At 72.1% G+C, this 23,727-nt stretch carries 19 protein-coding genes, 1 tRNA gene and 3 pseudogenes; 9 read left to right on the top strand and 14 right to left on the bottom strand.

Translation table 11 applies throughout. From position 1 onward, the window contains the following. Positions 1-62: 62 nt before the first annotated feature. The 3 genes from ACFVS9_RS18815 (at position 63) to ACFVS9_RS18825 (ending at position 3,133) form a co-directional block, all read left to right on the top strand. Complete coding sequence (locus ACFVS9_RS18815) at positions 63-1,181, top strand: P1 family peptidase (RefSeq protein WP_389933691.1); 1,119 nt, start codon at positions 63-65, stop codon at positions 1,179-1,181. Positions 1,182-1,335: 154 nt separating this feature from the next. Further along, positions 1,336-2,082 (top strand): DUF6227 family protein, encoded by a 747-nt coding sequence (locus ACFVS9_RS18820; protein ID WP_383113619.1) that lies wholly within the window; start codon positions 1,336-1,338, stop codon positions 2,080-2,082. 61 nt (positions 2,083-2,143) lie between these two features. Further along, positions 2,144-3,133, top strand: coding sequence for a helix-turn-helix transcriptional regulator (locus ACFVS9_RS18825; RefSeq protein ID WP_383113618.1), 990 nt, complete (start codon positions 2,144-2,146; stop codon positions 3,131-3,133). Positions 3,134-3,248: 115 nt separating this feature from the next. On the opposite strand, the gene ACFVS9_RS18830 is transcribed toward ACFVS9_RS18825, so the two are convergent. After that, a complete protein-coding gene (locus tag ACFVS9_RS18830) occupies positions 3,249-4,250 on the bottom strand; it encodes an RNA polymerase sigma factor RpoD/SigA (protein ID WP_383113617.1) in 1,002 nt (333 codons plus the stop codon). Between the two features lie 679 nt (positions 4,251-4,929). Beyond that, positions 4,930-5,712 (bottom strand): dioxygenase, encoded by a 783-nt coding sequence (locus ACFVS9_RS18835; protein WP_383113616.1) that lies wholly within the window; start codon positions 5,710-5,712, stop codon positions 4,930-4,932. 183 nt (positions 5,713-5,895) lie between these two features. Here ACFVS9_RS18835 and ACFVS9_RS18840 point away from each other — a divergent pair, with 183 nt between their 5' ends. Next, positions 5,896-6,408: a MarR family winged helix-turn-helix transcriptional regulator gene (locus tag ACFVS9_RS18840; RefSeq protein ID WP_383113615.1), complete on the top strand. Its 513-nt coding sequence runs from the start codon at positions 5,896-5,898 to the stop codon at positions 6,406-6,408. 100 nt (positions 6,409-6,508) lie between these two features. On the opposite strand, the gene ACFVS9_RS18845 is transcribed toward ACFVS9_RS18840, so the two are convergent. Together ACFVS9_RS18845 and ACFVS9_RS18850 are read right to left on the bottom strand one after the other, a co-directional pair. Next, positions 6,509-8,029 carry an MFS transporter gene (locus ACFVS9_RS18845; protein WP_389933697.1) on the bottom strand — a complete coding sequence of 507 codons (1,521 nt, stop codon included), beginning with the start codon at positions 8,027-8,029 and terminating at the stop codon, positions 6,509-6,511. A 195-nt stretch (positions 8,030-8,224) separates the two neighbouring features. After that, a complete protein-coding gene (locus ACFVS9_RS18850; RefSeq protein WP_383113613.1) occupies positions 8,225-8,884 on the bottom strand; it encodes a TetR/AcrR family transcriptional regulator in 660 nt (219 codons plus the stop codon). Between the two features lie 263 nt (positions 8,885-9,147). Here ACFVS9_RS18850 and ACFVS9_RS18855 point away from each other — a divergent pair, with 263 nt between their 5' ends. After that, positions 9,148-10,422: a M6 family metalloprotease domain-containing protein gene (locus ACFVS9_RS18855; protein ID WP_383113612.1), complete on the top strand. Its 1,275-nt coding sequence runs from the start codon at positions 9,148-9,150 to the stop codon at positions 10,420-10,422. Here ACFVS9_RS18855 and ACFVS9_RS18860 read toward each other — a convergent pair. From ACFVS9_RS18860 to ACFVS9_RS18870, 3 genes are all read right to left on the bottom strand, one after another. Further along, positions 10,395-10,832, bottom strand: coding sequence for a hypothetical protein (locus tag ACFVS9_RS18860; protein ID WP_389933700.1), 438 nt, complete (start codon positions 10,830-10,832; stop codon positions 10,395-10,397). The two genes, ACFVS9_RS18855 and ACFVS9_RS18860, sit on opposite strands and share 28 nt — an antisense overlap. A gap of 134 nt (positions 10,833-10,966) precedes the next feature. Continuing rightward, complete coding sequence (locus tag ACFVS9_RS18865) at positions 10,967-12,739, bottom strand: class I adenylate-forming enzyme family protein (protein WP_389933702.1); 1,773 nt, start codon at positions 12,737-12,739, stop codon at positions 10,967-10,969. Positions 12,740-13,174: 435 nt separating this feature from the next. Beyond that, positions 13,175-14,113, bottom strand: coding sequence for a zinc-binding dehydrogenase (locus ACFVS9_RS18870; RefSeq protein ID WP_389933703.1), 939 nt, complete (start codon positions 14,111-14,113; stop codon positions 13,175-13,177). A 124-nt stretch (positions 14,114-14,237) separates the two neighbouring features. Between ACFVS9_RS18870 and ACFVS9_RS18875 the strand changes: the two genes are divergently transcribed. Together ACFVS9_RS18875 and ACFVS9_RS18880 are read left to right on the top strand one after the other, a co-directional pair. Further along, positions 14,238-14,852 carry a TetR family transcriptional regulator gene (locus ACFVS9_RS18875; RefSeq protein WP_389933705.1) on the top strand — a complete coding sequence of 205 codons (615 nt, stop codon included), beginning with the start codon at positions 14,238-14,240 and terminating at the stop codon, positions 14,850-14,852. A 290-nt stretch (positions 14,853-15,142) separates the two neighbouring features. Then, positions 15,143-15,215, top strand: a tRNA-Arg gene (locus tag ACFVS9_RS18880). Positions 15,216-15,286: 71 nt separating this feature from the next. Here the strand turns inward: ACFVS9_RS18880 and ACFVS9_RS18885 are convergent. Beyond that, positions 15,287-15,437 (bottom strand): annotated as a pseudogene (locus ACFVS9_RS18885) (site-specific integrase); the annotation flags it as partial. A 438-nt stretch (positions 15,438-15,875) separates the two neighbouring features. On the opposite strand from ACFVS9_RS18885, the pseudogene ACFVS9_RS18890 reads away from it, so the two are divergent. Then, positions 15,876-16,124 (top strand): annotated as a pseudogene (locus ACFVS9_RS18890) (4a-hydroxytetrahydrobiopterin dehydratase); the annotation flags it as partial. 50 nt (positions 16,125-16,174) lie between these two features. On the opposite strand, the gene ACFVS9_RS18895 reads toward ACFVS9_RS18890, so the two are convergent. The 5 genes and pseudogenes from ACFVS9_RS18895 to ACFVS9_RS18915 all read right to left on the bottom strand — a co-directional run bounded on the left by ACFVS9_RS18895 (position 16,175) and on the right by ACFVS9_RS18915 (position 21,182). Further along, positions 16,175-16,612 carry an NUDIX domain-containing protein gene (locus ACFVS9_RS18895; protein WP_389933707.1) on the bottom strand — a complete coding sequence of 146 codons (438 nt, stop codon included), beginning with the start codon at positions 16,610-16,612 and terminating at the stop codon, positions 16,175-16,177. Between the two features lie 30 nt (positions 16,613-16,642). Beyond that, positions 16,643-17,080: pseudogene (locus ACFVS9_RS18900) on the bottom strand (SDR family NAD(P)-dependent oxidoreductase); the annotation flags it as partial. Between the two features lie 293 nt (positions 17,081-17,373). Then, complete coding sequence (locus ACFVS9_RS18905; protein ID WP_383113606.1) at positions 17,374-18,519, bottom strand: MBL fold metallo-hydrolase; 1,146 nt, start codon at positions 18,517-18,519, stop codon at positions 17,374-17,376. Between the two features lie 373 nt (positions 18,520-18,892). Then, on the bottom strand, positions 18,893-19,858 hold the full coding sequence (locus ACFVS9_RS18910; RefSeq protein WP_389933709.1) for a D-2-hydroxyacid dehydrogenase family protein: 966 nt from the start codon (positions 19,856-19,858) through the stop codon (positions 18,893-18,895). Beyond that, on the bottom strand, positions 19,851-21,182 hold the full coding sequence (locus tag ACFVS9_RS18915; protein WP_389933710.1) for an MFS transporter: 1,332 nt from the start codon (positions 21,180-21,182) through the stop codon (positions 19,851-19,853). Before ACFVS9_RS18915 ends, ACFVS9_RS18910 begins: the two co-directional genes overlap by 8 nt. Positions 21,183-21,423: 241 nt before the next feature. On the opposite strand from ACFVS9_RS18915, the gene ACFVS9_RS18920 reads away from it, so the two are divergent. Continuing rightward, positions 21,424-22,341, top strand: coding sequence for a DUF6891 domain-containing protein (locus ACFVS9_RS18920; RefSeq protein ID WP_389933713.1), 918 nt, complete (start codon positions 21,424-21,426; stop codon positions 22,339-22,341). A gap of 183 nt (positions 22,342-22,524) precedes the next feature. Here ACFVS9_RS18920 and ACFVS9_RS18925 read toward each other — a convergent pair whose 3' ends face one another. Further along, a complete protein-coding gene (locus ACFVS9_RS18925) occupies positions 22,525-23,262 on the bottom strand; it encodes an SDR family NAD(P)-dependent oxidoreductase (protein WP_389933716.1) in 738 nt (245 codons plus the stop codon). Positions 23,263-23,727 lie beyond the last annotated feature (465 nt).

A 23,727-nucleotide genomic window follows, 5' to 3' on the forward strand; every position in this document is an offset into this window, starting at 1 on the left:
CCGGCCGCCGCCTGTACGTTCGCCGGTACGGACGCGCCCCGCCGAACCACGAGGAGCTCGACATGACCGAGGAACCGCCCGGCCCCGGCCCGCTGGACGCGCTGACCGACGTGCCCGGGATCCGCGTCGGGCACGCCGCGGTTCCGGGTGAGCTCGCGCTCAGCGGTACCACCGTCGTCCTCGCGCCCGAGGGCGGAGCCGTGGCGGCCGTCGACGTACGCGGAGGCGGCCCCGGCACCAGGGAGACGGACGCGCTCGACCCGCGCAATCTGGTGCAGAGGATCGACGCGGTCGTCCTGACCGGCGGCAGCGCGTACGGCCTCGACGCCGCGGCGGGGGTGATGGCCTGGCTGGAGGAGCGGGGCCGCGGTGTCCGGGTCGGCCCGGACCCCTCCCAGGTGGTGCCGGTGGTCCCGGCGGCCTGCCTCTTCGACCTGGGCCGGGGCGGCGACTGGCGGGCCCGCCCCGACGCGTCGACCGGCCGCGCCGCCGTGGAGGCCGCCGCCGCCTCCGGATCCGGCGCACCCGTCCCCGAGGGCACGGTGGGCGCCGGAACGGGAGCGGTGGCCGGACAGATCAAGGGCGGGGTCGGCACGGCGAGCGTGCGCCTGCCCTCCGGGACCACGGTCGCCGCGCTCGCCGTGGTCAACGCGGCGGGATCCGTCGTCGATCCGCGGACGGGGGTGCTCTACGGGGAGTACGGCGCGGGAGAGCCGCCCGCGCACCCCGCCCCCTCGGTGCACGAGGCCGCGCGGCGGCGGCTGGCCGGCCTCGCGCACCGAGGGGGCGCGGCCGGGAACCCGGCGGACAGCGGGAGCGCCCCCGGCGGCGGGACGCACGGCGCACCGGGCAACGGCGTCCTCAACACCACGATCGCCGTCGTCGCCACCGACGCCGTCCTCACCCGGGCCCAGGCACAGAAGCTCGCGGGCACGGCGCACGACGGCCTGGCGCGGGCCGTCCGGCCGGTGCACCTGCTCACCGACGGGGACACCGTCTTCGCGCTCTCCACGGGCCGGCTGCCGCTGCCCGCCGAGCCCGTCCCCGCGCTCAACGACATCCTGGCGGCGGGCGCGGACGCCCTCGCCCGCGCCGTCGTGAAGGCCGCCAGGGCGGCCAGGGGTGCCGACGGCCCCGGTGGCGTGTTCCCCTCGTACAGCGAGCTCTACGGCACGCCCTGAGCGAGCCGGGAACCTCGCGCGCGGTGTTCCGGGCGGGCCGGGAACTTTCCGCGTACGCGGTACGTTTTTTGCGAACCCCGGTCACGATGTCAGACCCAGGGACTACGTTATGCACGCATCGGGTAACACGCGGCAACGGCCTGGAGACAGCACCTTGAGCGATCCGTACGAGACAACCGAGCAGCACCTCGAGCGACTCCTGCGATGCGCCCTCAACTCCTTCGACCTCTCCGACACCACGGTCGACCGGCTCGGGACGGCGCTGGCGCACAGCAGCGCCCTGCACTCGTCCCACCACAGCTCCGTGCTGCACCGGGAGACCTACCGGCACACCTATCTGCTCTCCGACGGCACCACGCTCACCCTGTGGGAGCTGGTGCACGGCGGCGGCCGGGACATCCCGGCCCCCCGCCGCCACGAGCTGTACGACGACGAGGCCGACGCCCAGCTCGCCGCCGCGCGTCTGGCCGGCAGCCTCTGGGACACCCCGGTCCTCGGCGACGACAGCCTGCGGGAGGACCTGGAGGCGTTCACGCTGCTCATGACCGTCCCCCCGGCTCCCCTGCCCCGGACGTACGCCCCGGACAACTCGGCGGACCACGCCCGCCGCGTCCTGCGCCGGGCGGAGAACGGCGACCGGCCGGGCGCCGAGACGGCCGGGCTGCTCCGGGCGGCCTTCGCGCACCACATCACCCAGGTCTTCGGGCGCCAGTACCGCGTCGACGGACGGGACGCCGGCTTCACGCTCTACGAGCACGCCTTCCTCCTCCTGGACGGCAGGGAGACGAGCCTCTGGGAGGTCGAGCACACCGCCACCCCCGACGGCCGCCACATGTGCGAGGTCTACGACGACGAGCAGACGGCGCGCCTGGCGATGGAGGACCGCACCCGCATCTGCTGACGGCGACCACGGATCACCCATCAGGCCGGATCCTGACCTGATCAGGCGTCATCCTGGACCCATGACGGACACCCCCGCACGGCTCCTGCGCCTGCTGTCGCTCCTCCAGACACCGAGGGAGTGGCCGGGCAGCGAGCTGGCCGGCCGGCTGGAGGTCAGCCCGCGCACGATCCGCCGTGACATCGACCGGCTCCGCGACCTCGGCTATCCCGTCCAGGCCTCGCGTGGTTCGGTCGGCGGCTACCGTCTGGTCGCGGGCGCCGCGATGCCGCCGCTGCTGCTGGACGACGAGGAGGCGGTGGCCATCGCGGTGGGGCTGCGGGCCGGGGCCGGGCATGCCATCGAGGGCGTCGACGAGGCCTCCGTACGCGCCCTGGCCAAGCTCGAACAGGTCCTGCCGTCGCGGCTGCGGCAGCGGGTCTCCGCCCTCCAGAACGCCACGGTGCCCCTCACCCGCGGGGACGGCGCGACCATCGACCCGCGGACGCTCACACTGATCGCCTCGGCGGTCACCGCGAGCGAACGGCTGCGCTTCGGCTACCGGGCGAGGGACGGCGTCGCCTCGAAGCGGCAGGCCGAGCCGTACCGGCTGGTGAGCACCGGCAGCCGGTGGTACCTCGTCGCGTACGACCTGGACCGCGAGGACTGGCGCACCTTCCGCGTGGACCGGGTGAGTGAGCCGTTCGCCACCGGGGCCCGTTTCACCCCGCGCGAGCTGCCGGCCGAGAGCACGGACGCCGCGGAGCTCCTGGCCCGGTCGATGTCCCGCCTCCAGCCGGAGTGGCACGTCGACGTGACGTTCGAGGAGCCGGCCGCTTTCGTCGCGGCCCGCCTGCCCGCGGAGCTCGGCGCGCTGGAGCCGCACGGCGAACGCGGCTGCCGGCTGCGCACGAGGTCCCCCGGCTCACTGGAGTGGGTGGCCCTGCGGCTGGCCCTCGTGGACTGCGCCTTCGAGGTGCACGGCCCGCCGGAGCTGGTGGAGCACCTGGGCGTCCTCGGCGCACGCCTGTCCCGTGCCGCGTCACGGCGGTCGGGGGCGGACCGGACATGAATGAGCCCCGGCGCCGGGGGGGGTGGGCGCCGGGACTCAGCTCAGGGGGCCGGAAGGGAGACCGGCCGTCGGGCCGGTGCGAACCGGCCTGATAGGGACATTACGGGTTATCGCCTCACGCCGCAGCGTCAAAGCCCGTGTCGTGAGCCATTCGCTTCAATTCGAGCAGTGCGTGCTTCTCGATCTGGCGGATCCGCTCCCGCGTCAGTCCGTGCTGCTTGCCCACCTCGGTCAGGGTCCGCTCACGGCCGTCCTCGATGCCGTACCGCATCTTGATGATGGAGGCGGTGCGGTTGTCGAGCTTGCCGATCAGGTCCTCGAGCTCCTCGCTGCGCAGCAGCGTCATCACGGACTGCTCGGGGGACACGGCGGAGGTGTCCTCCAGGAGGTCACCGAACTGTGTGTCGCCGTCGTCGTCCACCGACATGTTCAGGCTGACCGGGTCACGGGCCCAGTCCAGGACGTTGCCGACGCGCTCGGCGTTGGAGTCGAGCTCCGCGGCGATCTCCGTGTGCTCCGGGTCGCGCCCGTGCTCACGGTTGAACTCCCGCTGCACACGACGGATCCTGCCCAGCTCCTCCACGAGGTGGACGGGGAGCCGGATGGTGCGGGACTGGTCGGCGATGGAACGGGTGATGGCCTGCCGGATCCACCACGTGGCGTACGTCGAGAACTTGAAGCCCTTGGCGTAGTCGAACTTCTCGACCGCGCGCACCAGGCCCGCGTTCCCTTCCTGGATCAGGTCGAGCAGGGGCAGACCCGCCCTCGGGTAGCGCCTGGCCACGGCGACGACGAGGCGGAGGTTGGAGCGGATGAACACGTCCTTGGCGCGCTCGCTCTCGGCGACCAGCGCCTCCAGCTCCTCACGCTTCGCTCCGCCGGCTTCGCTCTCCACCACTCCGTCGAGTATCTGCTGGGCGTAGACGCCCGCCTCGATCGTCTGGGAGAGCTCGACCTCCTTCGCGGCGTCGAGCAGCGGTGTACGGGCGATCTCGTCGAGGTACATGCCGACCAGGTCGCGATCGGCGATCTCCCCGCCCACGGCGCGAACACTGCTTGCCCGGTTGGTCCCGCCGGTGCTGGCGGACGAACGACGAGCGACGGCACGGGTTGCCATGCGAGCTCCCTTACTGAGTAGGTCGCGACACCCTCCCGGGTGCCCTGCATCCGATGGAAACAACGACTGGAATCCGGACAGAATTCCCACGGGGACCATTCACTTTCGGGATCATGCAGTACCCTGTCGCCGCCAACCGGAGGACAGCTGGTGCGGATACCCACGGAGCCGCAGGTCAGACCCGTGACGGCGGCCGGCCCCGGAGCCCTCACGGACATCGCCGACCACGACGCCCGTGAGACCGCGCTCACCTTCGACACCGTCGCGTTCACCCCTCAGGAGCGGCCGCCCCTGGTTGCGGTCCCACCCGGAAGACGGCCCCCACCGGCTTCTGGTTGCTCCGGACCCTGGTACCCGGGAGGGGGCGACACATGTCCTCGGCCACGCGACCAGCAGCGGGTACGGCCCCGGAGCGGCGCACAGCACCGCGCCCGGTATCAGCGCGCACCGCGCCCGGACGCGACGGGGCGTGAGGCCGGCCCGTTCCCCGAAGGGGCCGTGTTCCAGGCCGTCACCGACCGGCCAGCGCGCCCGTGCCACGGTCGCCCCGCCCGGCAGGCCCCACCGCACCTCCGGTTTCCGCCACGCGGGACGTACGAGGTGGCGGGCCGCAGGCCCGGCGGCCACCCGGACGTGTCCTGGTGCGGGAAGCCGCCGCCCACCGGTGCCGTACCCGGCCTCAGCCGAACTGCACCGAGCGCTTCGCCAGACCCATCCAGAAGCCGTCGATGACGCTGCGCCCCTGATCGAGTTCGGCCTCGGCCGCTCCGAGGGTGACGAAGAGCGGCGCGAAGTGCTCCGTGCGCGGGTGGGCCAGCCGGCCCGCCGGTGAGGCGTGCTCGAAGTCCAGCAGGGAGTCGACGTCCTGCGCCTGGAGCGCCCGGTGCCCCCAGTCGTCGAACTCGGCGGACCAGCCGGGCGTGCCGCCGCCGGTGTGCCGCAGCGCCGCCAGGTTGTGGGTGAAGAAGCCGCTCCCGACGATCAGCACGCCTTCGTCGCGCAGCGGGGCGAGCCTGCGTCCGATGGCCATCAGCTTCTGCGGGTCGAGCGTCGGCATGGAGATCTGCAGGACGGGGATGTCGGCGGCCGGGAACATCTCGACCAGCGGCACGTACGCCCCGTGGTCGAGGCCGCGGTCGGGGATGTCCTGGACCGGGGTGCCGGCGCCGCGCAGCAGTTTGCGGACGTCGTCCGCGAGCTTCGGGGCCCCGGGGGCGTCGTACCGCACCTGGTAGTAGTGCTCGGGGAAGCCCCAGAAGTCGTAGACCAGCGGCACGGGCTCGGTGGCGCCGAGGGCGAGCGGGGCCTCCTCCCAGTGTGCGGAGACCATCAGGATCGCCTTGGGCCGCGGCAGCCCTTCCGACCAGGCCGCGAGCTGTCCGGGCCAGACCGGATCGTCGGCGAGCGGCGGGGCGCCGTGGGAGAGGTAGAGGGCGGGCATACGTTCCGCGGCGGCTGTCATGGCACTCCCATTCCTCTGCCGATCAAGGTATGTGTGTTCTCTACAGGCACCGGGAACGGGCATCTGCGCGAGCACCCTGGGATTCGGCGGATCGGCTCTTCGGACCCGAATCTTGAATCTTCAAGTTCCAACTACCGGAGACCTTAGCTCTATCTAGTTCAACTTTCAAGAAAAGGTCGTACAGTGGAGTACATGACCACGGCATCGCCCGGTGGGCCCCGGTGGCTCACCGATGAAGAGCAGAGCGTGTGGCGCGCCTATCTCCACGCCACCACGCTCATGGAGGACCACCTCGACCGCCAGTTGCAGCGCGACGCGGGCATGCCGCATACCTACTACGGACTGCTGGTCAACCTCTCCCAGGCCCCCCGGCGGCGTAAGCGCATGACCGAGCTGGCCAAGGACGCCAAGATCACCCGTTCCCGCCTCTCGCACGCCGTGGCACGGCTGGAGAAGAACGGCTGGGTCCGCCGCGAGGACTGCCCCTCCGACAAGCGCGGCCAGAACGCGGTCCTCACCGACGAGGGCTACGACATGCTGGCGCGGTCCGCACCGGGACACGTCGCGGCCGTGCGCCAGGCGATGTTCTCCCGGCTCAGCCCGCAGCAGGTGCAGAGCCTCGGCGAGATCATGCAGGTCATCGCCACCGGCTTGCAGCCGGAGGATACGGACGCGGATCTGCCCTGGCTCCGCTGAGCGGAACCAGGGCAGACAGTGGGCGCGGGGCCCGTACGGAAGGCGTCAGCCGTCACGCCGGACGGACGGCGCCGGGCCGGTCACCCGCCCGGCGCCCCGGTCAGTGCGCGACGACCGGGATCCTGACCTCGTCCTCGGCCCCGTCCGCCAGGTCTCCCCGGCCGCCGGCCGCGCCGCTGCCCGGGCGTCCGGTGTTGATCAGCGTCACCGCGATCGCGGAGGCGGCGACCAGGATCCCGACCGCCCACCAGATGGCACTGGCGAAGCCGGTGACCATGGCCTGGAGCTGGAGCAGCCTCGGGTCGCTCGCTCCGGCCGCGTGGTCGGCGATGTAGGCGGTGGTGGCGCCCGCGGCGATGGTGTTGAGCAGCGCCGTACCGATGGCGCCGCCGACCTGCTGCGAGGTGTTCACCATCGCGGAGGCCACCCCCGCGTCACGCGGCTCGATGCCGTGCGTGGCCAGCGACATGGCCGGCATGAACGCCGTACCCATCCCCAGGCCGAGCAGCAGCTGGGCCGGCAGGATGACGGCCGCGTAGGAGGTGTCGATGTCCAGCTGGGTCAGCAGGAGCATGCCGACGGCCGCCACCAGGAAGCCGGGTCCCATCAGCAGCCGCGGCGGGACGCGGGTCATCAGCCGGGCGCCGATCTGCGTGGAACCGGTGATCATGCCCGCGATCATCGGCAGGAACGCGAATCCGGTCTTGACCGGGGTGTAGCCCTTGACCACCTGGAGGTAGTAGGTGAGGAAGAGGAAGAGCCCGAACATCGCGATGATGGCGAGGCCCAGCGAGAGGTAGACCCCGCCGCGGTTGCGCTCGGTGAGGACGCGCAGGGGCAGCAGCGGGGACTTCACCCGCGACTCGATGAGGGCGAAGGCCGCGAGCAGCACGGCGGCGGCGACGAACATGCCGACGGTCAGCGAGTCCGACCAGCCGGCCGACTCGGCGCGGGTGAAGCCGTACACCAGGGACACCAGGCCCAGCGTGGACAGCACGACGCCGGGGATGTCGAGCGGGGAGCGGTTGCGGCCGCCGGCCGGCTCGCGGATGACGAAGTACGCGCCCGCGGCGGCGATCACGGCGAACGGGATGTTGACGAAGAACGTCCAGCGCCAGTTGAGGTACTCGGTCAGGAAGCCGCCGAGGATCAGGCCGACCGCGCCACCGCCGCCGGCGATGGCCCCGTAGATCCCGAAGGCCTTGGCGCGCTCCTTGGCGTCGGTGAACATCACCGCGAGCAGGGAGAGCGCGGCCGGGGCGAGCAGGGCTCCGAAGACACCCTGCAGGGCGCGCGAGCCGAACATCATGGCCTGGCCGGTGGCGGCGCCGCCGAGCGCGGAGGCCAGGGCGAAGCCGATCAGACCCACCAGGAAGGTCCGCTTACGGCCCCAGAGGTCGGATATGCGCCCCCCGAAGAGCAGGAGCCCGCCGAAGGCGAGGGCATAGGCGGTGATCACCCACTGCTTGTTGCCGTCGGAGATGCCCAGGTCGGCCTGGGCCGAGGGCAGGGCGATGTTCACGATGGTCGCGTCGAGCACGACCATCAGCTGGGCGAGGGCGATGAAGGCCAGTGCTTTCCAGCGACTGGGATCCGGAAGGGTTCCGGCTGTTTTCGACATGGGAGTAGCCACCTAAGGACACGGGACGTTGCGGATTCGGCGGACGGGCCGCGGACGGGCCCGCCTACGCGCCGGGGAAGGGCAGGCGGTTCCGGCGGCCGGACCTGTGTGTCAGGGCCGGGCCGGCTTCACGGGGCGGATGGGGGCCGCAGGGGCCGGGATCTGTCTGTGGGTCGGTTCTCCGGTGCGTGCGGGTCAGCAGCCGAAGCGCAGGTCCTCCAAGGTCGCCGCCGATCCCGGCAGCTCGGAGCGGGCCGGGGTTTCCAGACCGTCCAGGAAGAGCTGCAGATGGCGGTGGGTGAACCGGTCGATGTCCAGGCAGGCGATGCCGGGAAGCGGCCGGGTGAGCTGGGAGAGGGCGACGAGCACGTCACCGACGGCGATGTCGGTGCGCAGCCTCCCTGCGGACATGGCACGCTCCACGAGTCCTTCGACGGCCTGTTCGAGGCGTCGGCGCTCGGTGAGCAGTTCGGGGTGGGCGGTGTCGAAGCCGCCGGACAGCATCGGGCACAGCGCGCCGATCCGTTCGTCGGCCGCCGCGTGCACGAAGCGGCTGAGCGCGGCGAACGGGTCGGACTCGGCCGCGACGGCCTCTTCCGCCCGGTCGGTGGTGCGGGAGGTGACGGCGAGGACGACCTCGTGGATCAGAGCCGCACGGTCGGGGAAGTTCCGGTAGAGCGTGGCGTTGCCGACTCCGGCCCTGCGCGCGACCTCGTCGAGCGGCACGTCGGGCCCGAACTCGACGAACATCTCACGCGCGGCCGCCACGATCCGCTCCCGGTTGCGCAGCGCGTCGGCCCGCGGACGGGGCGTACGCCGCACGGTGCGGGTGGCGTTCTCGACGGCGGTCTCCACGACTGCGGCCCTTCTCTCCGGTGCGGGGCGGCCCCTCCGGCACAACCGGGGACCACATCCCCGTTTCGCGAGGACACAGGTGCAAACGGGGAGAGGATCCCCGGTTATTTCCCGGCTCCACCGTGACCTGCGTCACAAACGGATGCGCGGCAAAGATCCCCCCATCGGCGCACCCAGCGAGCGGTCCCCCACGACCCGGCAGAGGCTGATCGCCAGAGCGCAGTCAGAGTCGGCCGGCTGCCGCTGACCGAAGGCGATGCCCTATGCAGCAGCCCCGCCACCGGATACGCGGACATCGCCCCCTCGCGCTCGCCGGCGCGGTGGCCCTGGTCATCGCGACGATGGCGTCGGCCAGCTCCACCCTCCCCGTCGCCAGCCGCGCCTCCGCCGGACCGGTCGCCACCCCGCGCGGAACCGGCCTCGCACCCTGCCGGATACCCACGGCCATGGGCGTACAGATGTCGGAGGGCATGCCGACCCCGCCCGGCTACGCACGCTCCACCGGCCGGATCCGAGCACTGAACCTGATGATCGACTTCCCCGACGCGCAGGCGACCGAACCGGCGGCGGAACGGCTCGCGGAGTTCTTCCCGCAGACCTCCGACTGGTTCCGCACCAGCTCCTACGGCCGGCTCACCTATCTGCCCGAGGCCCCCGTCAAGGACTGGCTGCGGATGCCGCTCCCGTTCTCCGAGTACGGGATAGAACGCGGCGCACCGTACGAACCGGGCTACCGCAAGATGGTCAAGGACCTGGTGTCCGTCGCCGACCCCAAGGTCGACTTCTCCAAGTACGACCTGGTCAACGTACTGGTCACCCCGAACGCCGGCCCCTCCGCCCTCGACACCGTCCTCTCGGTGACCTTCTCCGGCAACGACGACGCCCCCGTCGCCGACGGCGTCCCGCTCGCCAACACGTCCTTCGTCTACAGCCGTCAGGACGACGGTTCGGGCTCCTACGCGGAGACCGGCTACCGGGTCCTCCCCCACGAGAACGGCCACGTCTTCGGGCTGCCCGACCTCTACACGACGGAGGGCGGCGGCTCCGTGGGGCACTGGGACATCATGTCCGAGGACTGGGGGGCCAACAACGACCTCCTGGGCTGGCACAAGTGGAAGCTCGGCTGGCTCGACGGCGACCAGGTCAGGTGCGACGCGATGCCGGGCACCACCGAACACACCCTGGAGCCGCTGGCCACGACGGGCGGCCCGAAGCTGGCCTTCGTCCCGGTGAGCGCGCAGTCCGGCTACGCGGTGGAGGTGCGCACCCCGGAGGGCAACGACGAGGCGGTCTGCCGGCCCGGCGTCCTCATCTACAAGGTGAGCTCCGACGTGGACACCGGACGCGGCCCGGTCTCCGTCGAGGACAGCACGGAGGACAGCGGCGGCTGCACCCGGCGCCCGAACGTCCACACCGAACTCTCCGACGCCCCGTTCCAGCCGGGTGAGACGTTCACCGACCGGGCCAACGGCGTACGCATATCGGTGCTGGGCAAGGACGACGCCGGGAACTACAGGGTGCGGATCACCAGGCCGTGAGGCAGGGGTGACTGCTGGGGGTGCCGCTCCACCGTCACCAGGGCGCGTGACCGCTCGGGGCGCCACTCACGGGGCCGCAGGCCGGTGGGGCCGGGTGGCCGCTCGGGGCACTGCTCATGGGGCCGCAGGCCGGGTGGCCGCTCGGGGCGCCACTCATGGGGCCGCAGGCCGGTGAAGCCGGGTGGCCGCTCGGGGCGCCACTCACTCGGTGGCAGGTCGGTGGGGCCGGGTGGCCGCTCGGGGCGCTGCTCACGCGGTCGCAGGCCGGGTGACCACACGGGGCGCCACTCATGGGGCCGCAGGCCGGTGAAGCCGGGTGGCCGCTCGGGGCGCTGCTCACGCGGTCGCAGGCCGTAAGCGGGGCGCTGCTCGTACGCCGGGGTGTCGACCCCGGTCGGGCTGCCGCTCATGCGCCGGGCGGTCGTCCCCGCGCGGGCCGCCGCGCAAGCCCGCTCCGTGGACCCGGGCCTGCGCGGCCACAGCCCGCGCGCCACCTCCGGGCCACGACCTGCGCGCCGCTCCCGGCCCCACGCCCGGACCACACTCACGCGCTGCCCCCGCTCCCGTCCCCGCCCCCGCCCTCGTTCGCGCTCCTGAGTGCGTACTCCTCAAGTGCGGTACGCAGGCCCCGCTTGAGGATCTTGCCCGTGGCGTTCCGCGGCAGCGGCTCCCGGGTCACCAGCAGATGGGCCGGGACCTTGAACGCGGCCAGCCTCCGGCCCGCGTACGCACGGAGCGCGTCGGCCGTGACGGCGGACTCCGGGGCCACCCGGACCACCGCCGCGACCTCCTCCCCCAGCACCGGATGCGGGACGCCGACCACGGCCGCGTCCTCGACGTCGGGGTGGTCGTGCAGCACGGACTCGACCTCCACGCAGTACACGTTCTCGCCGCCCCGGACCACCATGTCGGTGATCCGGTCGACGACCGCCACCCGTCCGTCACGGACGACGGCGAGATCGCCCGTACGGAACCAGCCGCCGGTGAACGCCCCCGCCGTGGCCGCCTCGTCGCGCCAGTAGCCACGCACCAGGGACTGGCCGCGCAGCCACAGTTCGCCGGCCTCACCGTCGGGGAGCGTCTCGCCGCCGGGGCCGGCGATCCGCACCTCGGTGACCGGGGTCGGGGTGCCGACGGAGTCCGGATGCGCGCGGTAGGCGGCACCGAAGTTGGCCAGCACCCCACCGCCGGTCTCGGTCAGGCCGTAGCCGTTGCGGGGCTCGATCCGCTCACCGTGCCGCGCCGTGAGCCGCGCGACCAGGTCCGGTGGGGCGGCCGCCCCACCGGTGTTCAGCCCCCGCAGGCTCTCCAGGCCGTCGCCCGCGCGCTCCGCCTCCGCGAGCAGTTGGAGGGCGGTGGCCGGAACACCGGCGTAGTGGGTGACCCCGTGCCGGCGGATCAGCCGCAGGGCGTCGCGGGCGTCCCACTTCGGCATCAGGACGAGGGTGCCGCCCGCCGCCATCGCCGCGTACAGGCTGGTGAACGCGGCCACGTGGAAGAACGGGAACGTCATCAGGGTGACCGGCGCCGGACCCTGGCCCGGGATGACACCACGGCCCAGCGCCGAGGCGGCCGCCTGGTAGCGCGGGTTGAGGGCCGCGCCCGCCTGGGCGAGCTGGGTGGCCACGGCGCCCTTGGGCCGCCCGGTGGTGCCGGAGGTGTAGATGATCGTGGCGTCGTCCTCGGGGCGGATCTCGACCTCGGGCGGCGCCGCCGACGGATCGGGCTCCGGCAGGTCCGCGTACCACTCGGCCCCCTCGGGCAGCTCGGCCCCGCCCTCACCGTGGAAGACGACGAAGCGCGCACCGGCCTCCCGGCCCCGGCCCACCACCTTCGGCAGCTGCTCCGCGTCGACCAGCAGCACCTTCGGCTCGCAGTCGTCGAGGGCGTACGCGAACTCCTCCTCGGTCCACCAGGTGTTGAGCGGTACGGCGACGAGCCCGGCCAGCTGTACCGCCCAGAACGCGATCTGCCACTCGGGGTGGTTGCGCATCGCCAGCACGGCACGCTCACCGGGTCGGAGCCCGTACGTGTCGGTGAGCCGGCGGGCCAGCGCCGAGGCGGCCGCGAAGAACTCCCCGTACGAGAGGGTCCGTTCACCCGAGACGAGGAACGGGTGCCCGCCGAACGCCCAGGTGGCTTCGACGAACTCGCCCAGGGTGCGGGGCCCGTTCGCGTACACGAGCACCCCGTGCTCGTCCCGCACCACGGCGAAGGGCGCACCGGGCCCGGTCAGCGTCGCCTCGATGCGGGCCCGGTCGGCCGGGTCGTCGCCGGGCGCGGCGGAAGGGGAACTGCTGGGGTCGGTGTGCGGCACGAACGGCCTCTCCACTCACTGGCTCAGCGACCCGGCGACGCTATGCCCGCACCCTGCCCTCGTCAACCACCGGCCGACCCGGACGGCGGGAACCTGACACGTGGCCACCCGCGCTCCCGGCCGGGGCGGGCGTGCCGCGCGACACCGCTCGGGCACCGCCGCGAGGACGTGCCGGGCGGCGGCACGAGGACGTGCCCGGCGGCGGCGTACCGGCCGGCCGGGTGGCGGCGTACCGGCCGACCGGGTGGCGGCGTACCGGCCGGTCGGGTGGCCGTCAGGTCCACTTCGCGACCACGGCCGGGACCGGGACCGAACCAGGACCGGGACCACGGCTGGGACCGGGACCGGGACCACGGCCGGGACCGGGACCGGGACCGGGACCGGGACCAGCATCGGGATCGAGAACGGGCCCGCTCCTGGATCCGGTGCGCTCCGTCACCCGAACGTGGCGACCAACCGCCCGATGACCTCGCCACGTTCGAGCCTGCCGATGCCGTCGGCGATCTCCTCGAAACCGATCTCGGTGATGCGCGAAGACAGCTTGCCCTCGGCCAGGAGGTCCAGCACCGCCGCGCAGTCCTCCTTGGTCCCGGCCTGCGAGCCGACGAGTTCGACCTCGTTGAGGGTGAGCGCCTGGAGGTCGATCTCGGCGCGCGCACGGCCCAGACCGACCTGGACGATCCGCCCGCCGCGGCGGACGGAATGGATCGCGCCGTCGGTGGTCGTTCCGAAACCGGCGAAGTCGATGACCACGTCGAGGCCCTCGCGGGCGAAGTCGGTGATGTCGTCGGCGACCCGCTCGGCACCGAGGGAGCGCGCGAAGTCGTGCACGCGCTGGTTCTTCTCGGCGACGAACAGGTTGGCGTCGAGTGCGCGCACCATCTGCGCGCCGAGCGAGCCGAGCCCGCCGAGGCCGATGATCCCGACGCGGGAGCCGGCGGTTACGTTCCCCTGTACCGAGACCGCGTGGTACGAGGTGAGGCCCGCGTCGGTGGCAGCCGCCGCCTGGTCGAACGGCACACCCTCGGGAAGCGCGACGACGAGCCGTTCGAGCACGACGACCTCGTCCGCGAACCCGCCGTTCTTCGACGTCCCCGGGCCTTCGATGGCAGCGGGCACGACGACCTTCTGGCCCACGGCGAACCGGGTCACACCGGATCCCACGGCCGAGACCACGCCCGCGATCTCGTGGCCGAGGGTGATCGGGCGGAACGGGAGCAGCGGTGTCAGCGTGCCGTCGAGGAACCCGACGTCGCTGTGGCAGAGCCCGGCGGCGCGCACACGCAGCACGAGTTCGTCCGGGCCGGGTGCCGGTGCGGGCACCTCGTTCAGGACGAGAGGTTTCCCGACTTCGGTGAACTGCCATGCGCGCATCGTGTGCTCCTCGGGGTCTGCGGGCCGGGGGACCGGCGTGGTGCGGTGCCGTGCGGCACGACACCGGTGGCACTCGACCCATTATTGGTACCACGTCCCAAAAATACTCCTCTACGCTCGGGCGATGACTGCCCCCCGTGCCCGCCGAGGGCGACCGCCGGCCTCGACCCGCGAAGCGCTCGAGGAGGCGGCCTTCGAGCTGCTGCTCCGTGACGGCTACGAGGCGACGACACTCCAGGCCATCACGGCAGCCGGCGGCGTCGGCCGCTCGACACTGTTCCGCTACTTCGGTTCGAAGGCGGGGATCGTGTGGGGCGAGTTCGACCGCGCTGTGGAGCGGCTGCGATCGGCTCTCTCCGACGCCGACGACGCACCGGTCATGACGGCCGTGCGAGCGGCGGTGGTCCGGTCGACGTACCAGTCCCAGGCGGCGGCCCCCGACTCCTGGCTGGACCGCTTCCGCGTCCTGGACCGGGACGCCGCGCTCGTCGCGGAGACGGCCGCGCACTGGCGGGTATGGGCCGGGGTCGTGAGCCGGTACGCGGCGGAACGCTCGGGCCTCGACCCGGACGACCCCGTTCCGGCCGCGATCGGCGGCGCCGTACAGGCGGCCTACGTGGCGGTGCTCAGGCGCTGGGCCGCGACGGACGAGGCGGTCGACATCGACGATCTGGACCGCGCGCTGAGCCCGGTAACCGACGCTTTCCAGGCACTCCTCGACGGCGCGCCCCGCGCCTGACGGGGGACGACGGGGCCCATCCGCACCGGCCACACCTGGCGAACAGCTCCACCACCCGGACCACGCCCCACGCACCCCGCACCCGGCCCGCACCCCCCGACAGACGTCTCACGGCCGGCCCCCGACAGGCAGCCCGACCGACTCGCCGGGACCCGAGGTGCTACGCGCTACACTGACGGCGGTGGCACGGTCGTACGTCGACCACGCCACCGCAGCACTGTGGGGATCCCGCCCGGGACAGGGCCGCCGAGTCGGCCAGCGCTTCCGGACACACCTCCCGACAGATCCCCGCCTTCGTAGCTCAGGGGATAGAGCACCGCTCTCCTAAAGCGGGTGTCGCAGGTTCGAATCCTGCCGGGGGCACAAGCGAAAAGACCCCCAGCCGATCACGGCTGGGGGTCTTTGACATCTACAGCTGACATCAACAGCGGTGGTCACTCACGACCGGGCCGCCTCTTGAGCAGCCGGTCCTTGTGGCTGATCGCCTCGCGCTGAGTGTCCTGCACAACGTGCGTGTGGGGGCACGGTGATGCTGATCTGGCTGTGTCCGGGGACCTCCATCACGACTCGAGGAGCCTTCCCGCCGCGGTGAAGTCGTCCGCACCTTGGGTGCCAGGCAAATGGACGCCATCTGCTCTGTCGCATGCGTCTGAGAACCGAGAGCTGTTATCGGTTTCTACCTCATGAACGAGAGCTGTTACAGGTTTCTCTGCCTCATCAAGGCACCCGGCTGCGCTCCGGCCCGCAGGGCGCGCTTCCCCAGCGCTGCCGCCGCCGACGCGCGTCCGCAGTGGGCAGGCCCGAGGGGCATGAGACGAGAACCAGGCCCGCGGCTCCAAGACATGCCTCCGCGGGGGCGCTCCGACTCCAGCATGGGACGGGGCGCCGTTCGCGAGTGCCGGCCGGAGCGGAGCGAGCGGCGTGGGGGCTCCCATCCCGATCACCTTCGACCCAGGCAGAGCCGAGAGACGTGCTGACCGACGAGGAGATCACGGCGCACCTGGCAGGGTGCCGGGCTGAGTTCGCGACGGCAAGGAGATCACCTGCCGGTTCGAGGTCCGCTACCACGGAGGCGTCGTCATGATCGTGCACGTCGCGGACGTGGAGCGTCTGATCGGACACTACGCCGATGTCGATCTCCGGTGGCATCACGTGCGATTCGGGAACACCGCCCATGGCGCCGGGCATCGGCTGACTGATGCCGGCTTCGACCTGGCCTCGCGCATCGATCGGACCGCGGCAGCCCACGGTGCAGAGGTCCTCGACGCCTGATCCGGACGCAGGAGAGCCGCCCTCCTCCCGAGCCGCCCACGTTTCGTCTCTCAGACCGGAGCGACACCAGGGAGAGTTCCGTCACCGAGGGCACCTCGGAGGACATGGGCGATCTCCTCGGGCTTGAGTTCGATGCTGTCGATCCCCTCCACGGTCAGCGGGACCTCCTCCAGCGCGTATTCGCCCCGGCCAGGGGCACTGAACTCCGGGCCGGTGCGGTCGTCGAAGGACCAGGTCGCAATGCGGGTGAGGTAGAACAGCTGACGCTCGTCGTCGGACTCCATCGTGTGCAGGAGGCGGACGATATCCGCCTTCCCTGCGATCTCCTCGTGGATCTCCCGGTGAAGGGCAGCCTCCCGGGATTCGTCTTCGGCTTCGACACCTCCACCGGGAAGCACCCAGTACACGGGGACTCCAGGCTTGGTACGGCGGATGACCAGCATCGTGTCGTGCTCGGTGACGAGGACGGCTCGGACTCGTTCGATCATTCGGCTCTGTCTCCTTGCTTGTTGACGGTCTCAGTGCATCAGCCGGCCGCCATCGACGTGGACTGATTGCCCAGTGATGAACGACGCGGAGGGCCCGACGAGGAACGCCACGAGCGCCGCCACATCTTCGGGCCGCCCCCGGCGGGGAACACACTGGCGCTTGATCTGGTCCTCCGGGCTGGCGCGATGGCGGGCGGGGATCGCGGTCTCGGCCTCGACCTGGATGGCGCCGGGCAGGACCGTGTTGACGCAGACTCCGTACGGGCCCAGTTCACGGGCGAGGGATCTCGTGAGGCCCAGGAGCCCGGCCTTCGCGGTGCTGTACGCGACGAGGTCGGTCCGCCCGGCGCGGGCGTTGACGCTGCTGATGTTCACGATGCGGCCCCAGCGCCTTTCGACCATGCCGGGGGTCACCGCGTGGCAGGCGCGGTAGTGCGCGGTGAGGTTCACGTCGAGGGAGTAGTTCCAGGCAGCTCGTTCTTGAGATCGTGGTCAGCGGCCTAGCGGTGCGGCAACGGAGTACAGCGACGTGGGTGACCGCAGACGTCCGCCTCCTCCGTCACGGTCGCCGCGGCCTCGGTCACGGAGGCCAACGGCTCCCCCGCTCATGATGCGTATGGCCTGCGTCCCACCGGGTCCTCGCCTGACGTCACGCCACCCTGGGTGCGGAGCCCCGGGTTCGAGCTGGACGGGTACGTCTGTCCGCGGTGCGGCATCGCTCTCCCCGAGCAGGTCAAGGGTGCGGAGGAAGGCTCCGGGCCCTACCCGTTGTCCGTGGCGTCGTTCCAGGGGCGCCAGTGGCCGGTGTCGTCCACGGTTCCGAGTTGCTGGTCGGCGAAGTGCACGCCGAAGCCGTAGACGCCTTCCTGGGACAGGAATTCCACGAGGCGGCGGCGCGAGGCCTCGGCCTGGGGCCTGTCGTGGTCGAGGACGACCTCCCAGTCCGGGTGCTGGATCTGGACCGGTGAGTGCATGGCGTCGCCGAAGGCGACGATCCTGCGGCCGTCCCCGGTGTCGAGGATCCAGGCCGTGTGCCCCGCCGTGTGACCGGGCAGAGCCCAGGCGCGTATCCCCTCGGCTATCTCCGTTCCGTCGGCCACGGCCGTGGTCCGTTCGCTCTGTCCTGCGAGCCGGGGGCCGGAGCCGGGGGCCAGGCCCTGTAGTTCTCCCTCTCCGACGATCCAGCGTGCGTGGGGGAACAGGCTGCGCGCGTCGTCGTCCACCGCGTCCGGCCTCGCCCAGCCCGTGTGGTCGTCGTGCAGGTGAGTGAAGGCGACCGTCTCCAGCGTGGCCGGGTCGACTCCCAGGCGTTCCAGGTGGTCGGGGAGCGTCCGTACGTGCTCGAAGCCGTGCTGGAAGTGTTCCGGGTCCTCGCCCGAGATGCTGCCGTGGCCGGCGTCGAGAAGCAGCCGCTTCCCGTGACGCTCGACCAGCAGCGCTCCGCATCCCATGGCCAGGTGGCCCGCCTCCGTCATGTGGGTGCCGTGTTCCGTCCAGTCCTCGTCGGCCGATGCGGGGTAGACCCGGGTGGGGATCATGTGGACACCGGCGTCGGGCACGTAGGTGAGGGTGAGGTCGCCCACGGTCCGCGTCCACAGGCGCGGCAAACGGCAGCCCGAATCGTCGGCGGGATCGTGGCGGGGGTGGCCCGCGGTGTGGCTCCCCTCGTAGCCGGCTGCTGCGTGATCACGCCGCTGATGGACCGCGACGGCCGCGTGCTGCGCGCGGGCCGGGGCGCTCTGCCCGGTAGCGGCCTGCTCTACTACGGTCCGCTCGCTGGTGGCCTGCTCGGGCCTGGCCAGTCCGCTGACCGCCTGTTCCGTGCCGGTCCGTTCCCTGGCGCCCTGCTCCGTGCCGGTCCTCTCGGTGAGGGCCTGTTCCGTGCTGGTCTGATCGGTGGCGGTCATGGTGAGGCCTTTCCTCGTCCGTGTGCGGGAGTGGTGGTGCTCGGTGTCGGCAGGACGACGTGCGTCTGCGGACCGGTTGGCGGGCCCGGGTCATCCGCCGCGCGTACGCACCGACGGGGTCGCCACGCTCGGTGCCGCCTCGGCCCGAGCACGCCGACCGGTTCACGTATCCGTTGCTGCTCCGGCGTGAGCACGCCGACCGGTTCGCGTATCCGTTGCTGCTCCGGCGTGAGCACGCCGACCGGTTCGCGTCCGCCGTACAGTCCCGGCCGGAGCACGCCGACCGGTTCGCGTCCTCGACGCGGTCCCTGGCCTGGGCGCGCCGCGCCGTCCTGGCATGGGGCGCGCCGGCCAGTTCATGCCCTCGGCGGCCTCACCGCGTGAGTACGCGGATCGGTTCACCGGCCGCGTAGGCCAGGATGTCGCCGAGCGCGTCGCCGTAGAAGAGCTCGTAGGTGCCGGCGGTTACGTAGCCCAGGTGCGGGGAGAGCACGGTGCGCGGGGCGTCGCGCCACGGGGAGTCCGCCGGCAGCGGCTCGGTCGAGTGAACGTCCAGGGCGGCTCCGCCCAGCGTTCCGGCGTGCAGTGCGGCCAGTAGCGCCGCCTCGTCGACGACGGGTGCCCGCGAGGTGTTGACCAGCAGGGCGTCCGGGCGCATGAGGGCGAGTTCGTCCCTGCCGATGAGGCCTCTGGTGCGCGGGGAGAGCCGGACGTGGAGCGTCACCACGTCCGACGTGCTCAGCAGTTCCCGTTTGCCGACAGGGGTGACGCCCAGCGCTTTCGCGTGCCCGGGATCGAGATGGGCGCTCCAGGCGACGACTTCCATACCGAAGGCGACCCCGACCCGGGCCACGCGGCTTCCCACACCACCCAGTCCGACGACGCCCAGCCGAGCACCGTGCAGGTCACGCCCCACCGTCTGCTGCCACCCGCCCTCGCGCAGGGTCCGTTCCTCGGCGGGGAGCGAGCGGGTCAGCGCGTGCAGGAGCCCCCATGTCAGCTCCGCCGTCGAGGTCAGTCCAGCGCCCCGGGTACCCGAGACCACGATCCCTCGCCGCGCGGCAGCCGCCATGTCGACGGTGGCGTTGGCCGGGCCCGTGGTCACCAGCAGCCGCAGGTTCGGCAGCCTGTCGAGCACCTCGGCGGGAAAGGGGGTGCGTTCGCGCATGGCCACGACCACGTCGTACGGCAGCAGAGCGGCTACCACCTCCTCGGTTCCACCCAAGTGAAAAGGGAAAAAGGTGAGTTGGGTGCCGTCGGGCAGGGACTCCCAGGCGGCGTAGCGGTGTGCCGTGCGCTGGTAGTCGTCCAGGATCGCCACCCGGCGGATCTCAGGCACGGGCGGCCTCCTCGACGAGTACGCGGGTCTCGTCCACGCCCGTGGTGGGGGCGGAGGCACCGGCCGGGTGGACGTCCCCGTCCGCCGACGGGCCGGTGAGCGGTTCCGCGGGGCTCGGGCGGAGCAGTTCCAGGGACCAGATCGCGAGACCGGCCAGCGCGATCAGCGCGCCGAGCGCGGACACTCCTGTCCAGCCCACGAGCGGGTACAGCGCGGCCGTCAGCGCGGAGGAGACGGTACTGCCGGCGAACGCGGAGACCATGAGCGCCGTGGTGACCCTGCTGCGCGCGTGCGGGACCCGGCGGTACAGGGCGCTCTGATGGCTGATCAGCAGCGCCTGCTGGGCGAAGTTCAGTGCCACGATGCCGATGACCAGCGCGCTCAGCCCGGCCGGGCCTCCCTGCCCCGCGAGGGCGAGCACGGCCCAGCTGCCCGCGAACACGATCAGCCCACCGGTGGTCACCTGCCGGCCGCGGCCGCGGTCCGTCATCCGGCCGGTCACCGACGCGGCGACGGCCCCGACGACCCCCGCCAGGCCGAACAGGCCGATGGCGGCAGGCCCGTAGCCGTAGGCGGGACCGGCCAGCAGGAACGACGAGGCGGTCCACAGGACCGTGAAGCCGCCCATGCCGACCGCGGCCAGGCCCATGCGCCTGCGCAGCAGGGACTCGGTGCGCACCAGCGTCACCACCGAGGCCAGCAGCCGGGGGTAGGGCGTGCTCGCGGTCGGCGGTACGGGGCGCAGTACCAGGCGCAGAGTGATGGCCAGCACCACCATGACGGCGGCCGCGAACACGAACACCAGGCGCCAGTCACCGAATTCGGCCAGTGCTCCGGCAACGGTCCGCGCGAGCATGATGCCGATGAGGAGACCGCTCATGACCGTGCCCACCACCGCGCCGCGCTCATGGTCGGCGGAGAGCGAAGCGGCCATCGGCACCACGATCTGCGCCACCGCGGAGGTCACCCCGACGAGCGCGACCGAGGCATACAGCGTGCCCAGGGACGGAGAGGCCGCCGCACCAAGGAGGGCGACGGCGCTCAGGGCCAGCAGCCCGCTCACCAGCCGGCGCCGTTCGAGTACGTCGCCGAGGGGCACCAGCAGTCCGAGTGAGAGCGCGTAGCCGATCTGGGAGGCGGTGACGATCAGGCCTCCGGCGCTCTCGGAGACCCCCAGCGCCTGGGAGACGACGGGGAGCAGCGGTTGCGCGTAGTAGATGTTCGCGACCGCCGCGCCGCACGTCACCGCCAGCAGCAGCACCATCGCGCGGCTGAGCGGGGAGCGAGTGGCGGTACTGCCCTCCATGAATTCTGGATCGTTCATGCCGGAATAATTACTCCGACCTTCACTGCCGGTCAAGCGATTATGGATCAATTGATCCGCAAGTGATCAGGGTCACGTCCGGCACCCGTGAGGGCCACCGCGCCGGAGAGGAGGGCACGTACGTCCCGTGCGGCGCGCACCGGCAACCTGACGGCCGGCCGGGCACGTCGGCCTGGCGCCCGACCGCCATGCGGCCCGCGGCCCGCGGCCCGCTGTCAGAGGGGCGTGCAAGAGTCGGGACATGCTCGAGATCGTGGTGAGGACGGAGAATCAGGAGCGGCACGTCCGCGTGTCCGCCGAGGAGTTGGCCGCGCTGGTCCGGCGTATCGGCGACAGGCGCGACCGGTTCCTGGTGATCCAGCGGATACCCGATCTGCCGGACGTCTTCGCCCAGGTCTGGCGCGAGGGCGGCGGCGACTACACCCTGGAGCACCGCGACGCCGCCGCCGACCGGCACTTCCAGACGGTGACCGACCGGCCAGGGGACGTGATCACGGCCCTCACCGGATGGGCCCGCCAGGAGGACGACTGGGACGCCGGTGCGGACTGGTCGCTCCTGGACATGGGCCCCGCCCGCGATGTTCCGCCGCTCGGCCTCGAAGCGGACGAGCGCGAGGTGCTGGAGAAGCGGGTACGGGAAGTGCTGGTCGGGGGCTACTCCTCCCGCGCCGAACTGGCCGAGATCGCCGAGGAGTACCTGGTCGGCGATGGCCGTCGGCCGGTCTCGCGCGAGCAGGCCGAGGCGCTGGCCGACCGGATGTGGCTGGAGCGCGTGGCGGAACAGTCCGGCTGGGAGGGCGAGACCGACCCCGAGCGGCTCACCCGCGCGTTCGCCGCCCTCCAGGAGGCCGGCATCACCGCCCGCGAGAACTTCACCTGCTGCCGCAACTGCGGCGGGACCGAGATCGGCGGCGAGGGCGGACCGGACGCCCGGGGCTTCGTCTACTTCCACACCCAGTGCACGGATTCGGCCGCCACCGGCCACGGACTGATGCTCCTGTACGGCAGCTCCGACGGTTCGCCCGGGAGTGCCGCGCTCATCGGCGACGAGATCGTGGCCGCACTCACGGCAACCGGCCTCAGCACCGAGTGGGACGGCGACCCCGACCGGGCCATCTCCGTCACTCCTCTGGACTGGCGCCGCCGATTGGTCGGCTAGGGCACCGGTCCACGCGGCGGCACGCTGCCGTTCGGGCACTGGGCGGGATCCCTGCTGACGAGCGACTTCCTGGCCCCGGCCCGGACCCTGGCCCCGGCTCCGGGTTCGGGTTCGGGCACTGCGCGGCCGGGATCCCACGTGGGCGCCACGACCATGGGGTGCGGGGGTGCGGGTGCCGCTGTACTAGGCGGTCGCGGCCCGCGGGGTCAGCGACTCCGGGTGGAACTGCTCCACACGGTCGCGCTTCGTGTACATGTCCCAGAAGTGCTCGGCGAGGTCGTCCGGGTCGACGACCTCGTACCGCTGGTTGTCGACGGCGTCGAAGGCGGCCCTGGCCTTGGCGGCGACCTCACTGCGGGCGATCAGGGATCCGACGGTCAGGGCCCCGGCGTAGACGCCCGTTCCGGCCAACTCGGCGTTGAGGGAGTACAGGTAGTTACGGGTGGCGGACATCACCGGGCCGAGGCCGCTGAGGTGGGGCATGGGCTGCGCCGCCGAATAGCCGTGCGCCAGAAGGAAGGCGCCGTCGCCGCGTCCGGTCCACTCCGGCAGGACGGCACGGACCACCTCGACCGGGGTGAGCAGCAGCAACGGCACCAGGCTTTGCAAGGTGGCCGCGTCCAGTTCGGCGGCCGGGGTGAATCCCTGGTCGCCGCCGATCGGCCCGTACGCCACGACGTCGATCCGGCCGAGCCGCTCACGGATCGCCTCGACGAGCGCGGGCACCCCGGCGGGCTCGGAGAGGTCCGCGGGGAACGCCACCGCCTCGATGCCTTCACCGGCGAGCTCCGCCACGAAGGCGTCCAGCCTCTCCTTGCGACGGGCCACCAGAGCCACCCGGAACCCCTCGCGTCCGAAACGGCGGGCGACGGACACACCCAGGCCGGTACCGGCACCGAAGACGGCGATCACTTTGGACATGGGGGCAGCTCCTTGCCGTAGAGGCATACTTGACCGCAGGGTCAACTTATTCCGCGACGGTAGCATTTAAGTTGACCCTGCGGTCAAGTTAGGCTCGCTGAAGCTGGATGCTTCTACAGCACTGCCGTCCGGGCGGTGTGGCTCGGACCGGTGCGCGACGGTCGGCGTGACTCCTGCCGATGTGGGGGCGGGGCGGTGCACCGCCCAACGGTGTGCACCCGGTCGGTGCGCCAACCCGCATGACTCCGGTCGGAGCCTGCCGGAACGGACCGGCTCCGGTCCGCGTCGGTCACGGTCGGGGCGGTGCCTGGGGTCGGGGCGGTGCCGGGGGTGGGGCGGTGCCGGGGTGGGAGCGGTGCCGGGCCCGGGGCTGAGGCGCACACGGGGCTGAGGCCAGGACTGTGGCCCTGGCTGCGGCTGCGGCTGCGGCTGCGGCTGCGGCTGCGGCTGCGGCTGCGGCTGCGG

It is taken from the genome of Streptomyces sp. NPDC058008 (assembly GCF_042886395.1).
Classification (GTDB): Bacteria; Actinomycetota; Actinomycetes; order Streptomycetales; family Streptomycetaceae; genus Streptomyces.